This window comes from Scytonema sp. NUACC21 (assembly GCF_054684315.1).
Genome location: NZ_BAAFZH010000063.1, coordinates 69,937 through 77,952, shown reverse-complemented (window position 1 = coordinate 77,952; position 8,016 = coordinate 69,937). Strand labels below are relative to the sequence as shown.

The following is an 8,016-nucleotide window of genomic DNA, read 5'->3' as shown; positions in this document are numbered from 1 at the left end:
GACCTTAACTGTTCGTGTAATTTCCCCAGATAAAACAGTGTGGGATGCTACTGCTGAGGAAGTCGTTTTGCCAAGCACCACCGGTCAACTCGGCATCCTGAGCGGACACGCACCACTTCTAACTGCCCTCGATACGGGTGTTATGCGAGTACGCCCCGACAGAAATCAAGATTGGGTGGCTATTGCCCTCTTGGGTGGTTTTGCTGAAGTCGAACAAGATGAAGTGACAATTCTGGTTAACGGTGCCGAACGCGGCGATGCTATCAATCTTGAAGAAGCCCGTACTGCTTATAGTCAAGCAGAAACCCGTTTAAATCAGGTAGCACAAGGCGATCGACAAGCACAAATTCAAGCAACTCAAGCTTACAAACGTGCCCGCGCTCGTTTTCAAGCTGCTGGTGGAATGGTTTAAATTTCACCGCAAGGGATTTTGTAAGTGGGAGGCAACACGCGCCGTCCCAAACCTAAGGGCGGACTGTTTAGCCTACCCCACAATAACTTTAATTCCCGTGTTTCAGAAAATTTAAAACTGCCCGTGCCGTACCCTATCAAGAATCTTTTTGGGTTATACGCGGGCAGTTTTGACAATCGCTTTTAGTTCTAAGAGTCAATTTGTAGCAACTGGTAGCGACAAGAACACTGTTAAGTTAAGTTGTGTTGTGTAAATGGGTGCTCATTGACAACATCAGGCGCTACCTGTAAAGGTCACTTCAGGAAACTTCAATTGTGCTTCGGCCATCGGACGGTTTCTACCTTCCTCTTGCCAATAGTTAATAACTTCTGTGGCTTTATTAAGTAATTCTACTCGATCCACTTCAGTAATCCAGTGTTTGGACTCTAGCTCCTTTTTTAACTCTTCCCAAGCATCGTTCCTTGGCCAGAAAAAGTACTTGGTCAAAGGGCTTGTGCCTTTACCTACAACTTGATCGACTGCCAAAGCGACGTTCTCGTCTAACCACAGTATCTTTAAAAGAAATTTCGACAATTGCACCTCCGGTACTTCTCCGGGCGATATTGACACGCATAAGATATGCGATCGCTTATTCTAACTCAATATTTACCTGCTTACCAAATAAATCATACCTACTGCTTTTTCCCTAGAGTGTCGGTACAGCAAGTCGGTAAGAAAAAACATCAATATTTCATGGATGTAGAGACGCGCCATGGCGCGTCTCTAAAAAAATTAGGGTTTTGATGATTTCTGTAGCGATGCTCTAGTCCCCTTCAATTCCTGTAATCTGTTAAAACGGCATGAGTTAAATTTCCCCGTTTTAATAGGTAGCTTTAATTAGGAGTAAAATGCAGTTAACCGTAGTATTTAACTCGATTTATGCAGTATCTTTCCCCGCAACAAGTTGACAAACAATATGGTTATCACCCTAAAACTCTCGATATGTTGTTACGCCGTGGTTTAAAATGACAAAACAACCTTCAACAAAAGTCATAGTCATTTTTGATATTGATGGTGTTGTACGAGATGTGAGTGGTTCCTATCGAAGAGCACTCGCGGATACCGTAGAGCATTTTACAAATGGTTCCTACCGTCCAACGTCATTAGATATTGACCAGCTTAAGTCCGAAGGCATTTGGAATAATGACTGGGAAGCATCGCGAGAACTTATTTATCGTTACTTTCATAAGAACAAGAATGAAGGCGAGCAAGTGGAGCTGGACTACAATGCCATTGTTGCCTTTTTTCAATCGCGTTATCGAGGAACTGACCCCAATCATTGGACGGGTTACATCTGCAATGAACCACTATTGCTACACTCCAGTTATTTAGAAGAACTAACACAAGCTGGTATTCCTTGGGGGTTTTTCAGTGGAGCAACTCGCGCTTCTGCGACCTATGTTTTGGAAAAGCGGCTTGGATTGAAATCACCAGTACTGATTGCAATGGAAGATGCGCCCGGTAAACCAGATCCTACCGGTCTTCTTGCCACGGTTCGGCTGTTGGATTCTTCTGAAGTACCTAAACCCTCAGAGGCTCAAGGAGAAGAACCAATTCAAGAAACCAATGATTTAGCACCAATCGTTTATGTTGGGGATACAGTAGCCGATATGTATACGGTAGGCAAAGCACGGTTAGTGGAACCTACTCGCCAGTGGATCGGTGTAGGTGTTTTACCTCCTCACGTACAGGAAACACCAGCGCGGAGTGATGCTTATGCTGAAACACTGATAGCAGCCGGGGCATCTATAGTGTTAAGTAATGTTGAACAGCTTAACCCCCTTAAACTTCAGGAACTGTTTGTTCCCAACTAATCCGATTTGACCCAATCGGTAGGGCGTAATTTCGCGAGGTTCATAGAACCGAACAAGAGGTTTCCAACTAATCCGATTTGACCCAATCGGTAGGGGTCCACTTTTGTTGGCAATTGCTTTAACAATTTCAGGTTCCCAACTAATCCGATTTGACCCAATCGGTAGGGTCGCGGCGCGGAGACCGAGTTCGCCTGCATCCCTTTGTGTTTCCAACTAATCCGATTTGACCCAATCGGTAGGGAGCGTATGGAAGAAATTATAAAGTGGCTTCCACCGTGTTTCCAACTAATCCGATTTGACCCAATCGGTAGGGAGTTCGTCTAGGAGCCTTTACCCAGTAAGGGTTCTAGCCGCCAAATCGACGCACCTCTGGAAAACATTATATACGTTATGCAAAATTGAGTAAAACACATACCTCAAACCCTTACCCTGTAAGCAATCGACGCACCTCAACGGAAAATATAGGGTTTCAGCGATTAAGGGAGGTGTGTCGATAAGTTTAAAACTGAAAGCGATTGCTCTTTAATTTTTGCACAAAACATTATTGAATACAGGGCAGGGGTATATACAGAGAAAACCCGGCTTGACAAGACTTACCGGGTCTAAGATTTGTTGAACTTGTTTTGGTTGACCTACTTATACAAGGTAAATCAATAAATAGTATTATGGAAACTTGATAAAATAACTTTACTAAAACTTTAATTATCTTAAGTAAGTAGAAGTTAAAGTAACTATATTAAGTGATGTTAAAAATTAAATCTTTACACTTATTTATAACAAACACCACATGAAAACTTTAACGAAATAACGTTACTGATGGCAATCAACTTAATATTTTTTCATTCTAGGTGTCTGATTTACTCTCTTTGTTTGAAAAAATGAACCGTATGTTTACAAATAGAAGTAAACTTCTGGCATTTGATGATTGTTCATTAAAATTTTATGAAGTATGCAAAAACTGTTAATTACTGGAGCTAGTGGTTTTTTAGGTTGGCACCTCTGTCAAATAGCTAAACAAGACTGGCAAGTCTACGGTACTTATTTTTCCCACTCTGTAGAAATTCCAGGGACAACCACCTTAAAAGTAAACTTGACAGACTTTCAGGAACTGAAGCAAGTCTTCAGTGATATCCGACCAACAGCAGTAATTCATACTGCGGCTCAATCTCAGCCAAATTTTTGTCAAACCCATCCTGATGAATCCCATGCAATTAATGTTACAGCTTCGTGCAATATTTCCGGGCTTTGTGCGGATTATTCTATTCCTTGCGTTTTTACCTCAACAGACTTGGTTTTTGATGGTTTAAATGCTCCTTATCGAGAAACAGACCCTGTTTCCCCTGTCAACATTTACGGGGAACATAAAGTTATGGCTGAGGAGGGTATGCTAGAGCGTTATCCCATGACTGCCATTTGTCGGATGCCCTTAATGTTTGGCATGGCAACACCTACAGCCACAAGTTTTATGCAGCCATTTATTCAAACTCTTAAAGAAGAAAAAGAACTTAATTTATTCACAGATGAATTTCGTACACCAGTTAGTGCAACTACTGCAGCGAAAGGGCTGTTATTAGCATTGGAAAAAGTACAAGGTCGCATTCATTTAGGTGGAAAAGAACGAATTTCACGATATGAGTTTGGTCTTTTGATGGCAGAAGTTTTTCAACTGTCTACAAGTAGGCTCAAAGCTTGCCGACAAAAAGATGTAAAAATGGCGGCACCCAGACCATCAGATGTGTCTTTAGACAGTTCCAAAGCTTTTGCACTCGGTTACGAACCTTTATCCCTACGAGAAGAATTGGAAAATTGTCAAAACTTTTTAGAATGAAATAGCCCTGCCTCAACCAGCAGTATCTATGCCCATTCTTCAGTCCCGCCGTCACTTGATTTCGCTAACAACGGCTTCACAGCTTGCAAGTCTGGTTGTTACCTTGGTGAGTTGTGCTGTACTCCTGTACTGGCTTGTTAATAGTCACAATCTAAAAAGCTTCTTACCCAGTTGGGTTGCGATGAAGCCCAATACTGCGCTGGGTTTTGTGTTATCGGGTTTTGCACTGAATTTTCTACACTCAACGGGACAAAGCAAACGTCGTGTGGGTCAGCTTTTGGGTTTGACAGTAACTATTCTGGGATTACTGACAATGGGCGAATACCTGTTGGGCAGGAATTTGGTAATCGATCGCCTGCTGTTTTTAGATAAGCTAGAAGCTTTTGCCACCTCTATCCCCGGTCTGATGTCACCTATAACAGCGTTCAACTTTGTGTTGACTGGCTCTGCTTTGTGTCTCTCGACTCCCGTGAAACAAGCAGAAGTCGCATTACGCCAAAGCGAAGAACGCTGCCATCGCGCTATCCTGAATGCTCCCCTGCCCATCATGCTGCACACTGAGGATGGAGAGGTGTTGCAAATTAATCATGCCTGGACGGAAATTACGGGATATCGACTTGAAGATATTCCGACAATCAAAGCTTGGACGGAAAGAGCATATGGCGATCGCCAAGAGGAAGTGCAAGCTGAGATTGCTGGGGCATACCCTATAGTTCAACGCATTGCTATGGGAGAATATGCCATTACAACCCGTAGTGGTGAAATACGCATCTGGGATGTCTATGCTGCCCCCCTTGAGTCGTTAGCAGATGGCAGGAGGCTGGTAATTGCAACGGCAATTGATGTAACCGCACGCAAACAAGCAGAGGAGGAACGCGATCGCTTCTTCACTCTCTCCCTCGATATGCTGTGCATTGCCGGAGTGGATGGTTACTTCAAACAACTTAATCCTGCCTGGGAAAGAATTCTTGGCTATACCCAGGCAGAACTTCTAGCTCAACCCTTTATCAACTTTGTTCATCCCGAAGATCGGGAGAAAACGAGTGTAGAGGCTGAAAGACATGCGGTGGGAGAACCCGCATTCAACTTTGAAAATCGTTACCGCTGTAAAGATGGGTCATATAAGTGGTTAGCATGGACATCAGTTGCTAATCCTGAAGGAGGCTTGCTGTATGCAGTTGCTCGTGATGTGACGGCTCGCAAACAAGTAGAACAGCAATTAAAGGAACAGGCAGCGACCTTACAAAGACAAGCTGACCTGCTGGAACTGGTATACGAGGCAATCATTGTTCGCAATGAGCAAGGAACCGTTACCTACTGGAACCGGGGCGCAGAAGCAATGTATGGTTGGATGCGAGAGGAGGCAATCGGTCATATAACTCACTCCTTTTTGCAAACTCAGCTTCTAGAACCAGGGGTAGACCTTGACAAAATTCTTTTGCAGCAAGAACACTGGCAGGGTGAATTGATCCACACTCGTAAGGACGGTCAGCAAATTATAGCTGAGAGCCGTCAGGTATTGATTCAAGACGAGCATCTTAAACCGATAGGATTCTTGGAGGTGAATCGCGACATTACCGAACGCAAACGGTCAGAGGAAGCCATCCTCAACTTGAACCACGAACTCCACCGACAACTGGCAGAATCCCAAACCCTGCTAGAGGTGATTCCGATTGGTATTGGTATTGCCCAAGACCGTAAATGCCAGCATATTCGAGTTAACCCCGCCTTTGCCCAACAGTTAGGAATTCCCTCAAATATCAATGCCTCTCTCAGTGCGCCTGAAAGCGAGCGACCCACGAGTTTCAAGGTGTATTACAATGGTCGGGAACTGCCTCCAGAGGAGCTACCCCTGCAATATGCAGCCACCCACGGTATTGAAGTACGGGAATTAGAGGTGGATGTTGTTTGGGAAGATGGCACGGTCGTGACGCTACTGGAGTATGCAGCACCACTGTTTGACGAACAGGGGCAGCCCAGAGGCAGTATTGGGGCTTTTTTGGATATTACAGAACGACAAGCAGCGCTGAGAGAACGCAAGCGGGCAGAGGAGGAAGTTCGTCAACTTAATGCGACTTTGGAAAAACGGGTGGAAGAACGGACTGCTCAGCTTGCAGAAGTCAACCAGGAGTTGAAACAATTTGCTTATACGGTTTCCCATGACTTGCGATCGCCCTTACGTGCTATTCAGGGCTTTGTTCAGGCACTCGTGGAGGACTATGGTGATTGCTTAGATGACATTGGACAGGAATATGCCCAACAGATTGAAAATGCTGCCCAACGGATGGATATGTTGATTCAAGACTTGCTTGCTTACAGTCGTCTCAGCCAAACTGAGATTCAGTTGCAGTCGGTTGATTTGACGGTTGTGATGCAAGACATCTTGACCCAGTTGGAATCAGAACGGCGAGCTAAGCAGGCAGAAATTACAGTGGCATTTCCCCTCCCTGAGGTGATCGCTCAGCGCACTATTTTGACTCAAGTGCTGATTAATTTGCTAACTAATGCCCTTAAGTATGTTGAACCCGGTGTTCAACCGCAGGTAAGAGTTTGGGCTCAAAAGCAACAGGATTGGATTCGCCTGTGGGTTGCGGACAATGGAATTGGTATTGAATCTAAATATCAGGAGCGGATTTTTGGAGTTTTTGAACGGCTTCATGGCTTAGATGTCTATTCCGGAACCGGAGTGGGGCTGGCGATCGTCCAAAAGGGCATTGAACGTTTGGGCGGACGGGTCGGAGTTGAGTCTCAGCCCGGTCAGGGAAGCCAGTTTTGGGTGGAACTGCCAAAAGCGTCAAAAAGGATGAAGGATGAAAAAAAGGATAAAGGATGAAAAAGCAGTTAGGATTTGGTAATCAAAGGAATTTGTTCGGTGCGTATACACGAAATTGTAAAAAAACACACTTTAATAACAAAAATTAATGAAATTACTCAACTGACCTGTCGATGCTTTCTACTTCAGGGATAGCTCCTTTTGGTATGGCTTCTTTTGGCGTCGCTTCAGGTATGTTTTCTTTGACTCGGCGGATTGGCAAATTTGCTATGAGAGCTGTAGTCCTTTGGCTGCTTTCCAGGGAAAACTCTAAACCCTCTTTGTCAATTTCCACATAACGGCAAACAATTTCTAAAATTTCTTGCCGCATTTTTTCCAGAATTTGTGGGCTGATGTCAGCGCGATCGTGAGCTATGACCAATTGCAAACGGCGTTTCACATGAGTGCGACTGGTGTCAGCATTGCGAAAAAAAAGTTTTTCTAATAGTTCGACAATCATTGCGGATAGGTAGCAACAGATGGTTGGGAGGTTAAACAATCTTTGTCCAGAACAACTTCTTTAAACGAGAAAAGATGTTGTCGTGATTTGAATCAAGATCGAGAAATTCGATTGATTCTCCTTCCAATCTGCGAGCAATGTTATCAAAAGCTGTGGCAGCTAAAGAAGAATTCTCCGCTAGTACTAAAGGTTCGCCGCGATTGGTAGAGACTATAACGCGCTCATCGTCAGGAACCACTCCAATTAAGGGAATAGCTAAAAGTTCCTCTACGTCTTGAACAGACATCATATCATTTGCCCGTACCATTGCAGGTCTGATGCGGTTAATTATAAGATGAGTTCTCTTAATGCCTTGGGCTTCTAACAACCCTACAACCCTGTCAGCATCTCGAACTGAGGCTATTTCTGGTGTGGAAACCACTAGGGCTTCTTTTGCTGGGGCGATCGCATTTTTAAACAGTATATTTTGATTGACTCTGAAAAAATCTCCGTCGAGCGTTACTCTCGGGGAGAAGGTAGAATGTGGCTTTACTATCCCTACGTGGCTGCAGATATTATCGCACTATCAAGTATTGAATTTGAATGTCCTATTGAATTGCTGTATGAAGGTGTTGTGTTTGAACTTGAGGAATAAAGAAACGTACATTCCCA

5 protein-coding genes, 3 pseudogenes and 1 CRISPR repeat array are annotated in these 8,016 nt (G+C 44.0%); of the genes and pseudogenes, 5 read left to right on the top strand and 3 right to left on the bottom strand.

What is annotated here, in order from left to right:
- Nucleotides 1-412, top strand: a 412-nt coding sequence (atpC, locus tag ACYRY3_RS10695; RefSeq protein WP_460201652.1) for an ATP synthase F1 subunit epsilon, incomplete at its 5' end; no start/stop codon positions are given.
- A gap of 273 nt (nt 413-685) precedes the next feature.
- Here the strand turns inward: atpC and ACYRY3_RS10690 are convergent.
- A complete protein-coding gene (locus ACYRY3_RS10690) occupies nt 686-1,015 on the bottom strand; it encodes a 30S ribosomal protein PSRP-3 (RefSeq protein ID WP_460201658.1) in 330 nt (109 codons plus the stop codon).
- Between the two features lie 401 nt (nt 1,016-1,416).
- On the opposite strand from ACYRY3_RS10690, the pseudogene ACYRY3_RS10685 reads away from it, so the two are divergent.
- From ACYRY3_RS10685 to ACYRY3_RS10675, 3 genes and pseudogenes are all read left to right on the top strand, one after another.
- Nucleotides 1,417-2,250: pseudogene (locus tag ACYRY3_RS10685) on the top strand (TIGR01548 family HAD-type hydrolase); the annotation flags it as partial.
- 7 nt (nt 2,251-2,257) lie between these two features.
- A CRISPR array of direct repeats spans nt 2,258-2,578; the repeat unit is 32 nt; unit sequence CCAACTAATCCGATTTGACCCAATCGGTAGGG.
- A gap of 636 nt (nt 2,579-3,214) precedes the next feature.
- A complete protein-coding gene (locus tag ACYRY3_RS10680) occupies nt 3,215-4,093 on the top strand; it encodes an SDR family oxidoreductase (RefSeq protein ID WP_460201651.1) in 879 nt (292 codons plus the stop codon).
- 28 nt (nt 4,094-4,121) lie between these two features.
- A complete protein-coding gene (locus ACYRY3_RS10675) occupies nt 4,122-6,926 on the top strand; it encodes a PAS domain-containing sensor histidine kinase (protein ID WP_460201650.1) in 2,805 nt (934 codons plus the stop codon).
- 94 nt (nt 6,927-7,020) lie between these two features.
- Here ACYRY3_RS10675 and minE read toward each other — a convergent pair whose 3' ends face one another.
- A complete protein-coding gene (gene minE, locus ACYRY3_RS10670; RefSeq protein WP_460201649.1) occupies nt 7,021-7,365 on the bottom strand; it encodes a cell division topological specificity factor MinE in 345 nt (114 codons plus the stop codon).
- 31 nt (nt 7,366-7,396) lie between these two features.
- Nucleotides 7,397-7,822: pseudogene (locus tag ACYRY3_RS10665) on the bottom strand (septum site-determining protein MinD); the annotation flags it as partial.
- Between ACYRY3_RS10665 and ACYRY3_RS10660 the strand changes: the two are divergent.
- Nucleotides 7,820-7,999, top strand: a pseudogene (locus ACYRY3_RS10660) (Uma2 family endonuclease); the annotation flags it as partial. The pseudogenes ACYRY3_RS10665 and ACYRY3_RS10660 sit on opposite strands and share 3 nt — an antisense overlap.
- Nucleotides 8,000-8,016 lie beyond the last annotated feature (17 nt).